This is a genomic window from Paraclostridium sordellii (genome assembly GCF_000953675.1).
GTDB lineage: Bacteria > Bacillota > Clostridia > Peptostreptococcales > Peptostreptococcaceae > Paraclostridium > Paraclostridium sordellii.
In genome coordinates this window covers 3,386,108-3,386,451 of record NZ_LN679998.1, presented here as the reverse complement: position 1 = coordinate 3,386,451, position 344 = coordinate 3,386,108, and the positions used below count along the sequence as shown (strand labels likewise).

General features: G+C 40.7%; 1 tRNA gene. It reads right to left on the bottom strand.

Annotated elements, in window-relative coordinates:
* Nucleotides 1-91: 91 nt before the first annotated feature.
* Nucleotides 92-167 (bottom strand) — tRNA-Ala (locus ATCC9714_RS16635).
* Nucleotides 168-344 lie beyond the last annotated feature (177 nt).

The window sequence follows — 344 nt, the reverse complement described above, 5'->3', positions numbered from 1 at the left end:
CACTAAATGTTATGCAGTTTTCAAAGTACTAACAGTACGTCGCCAACGTCCATTCACATGCGTTCATGTCCCGTTGCTTAAAGTACTAATATGGTGGAGATGAGGAGGATCGAACTCCTGACCCCTTGCGTGCAAGGCAAGTGCTCTCCCAGCTGAGCTACACCCCCATATTTTATATTCGACTTTTTTCGACACAAAATATAATAGCATATCTCTGACATTTTGTCAAACATATTTTAGAAAGTTTTTACTAAAAACTCTCAAAATTAAACAGTAGGTAATTACTCCTTAGAAAGGAGGTGATCCAGCCGCACCTTCCGATACGGCTACCTTGTTACGACTTC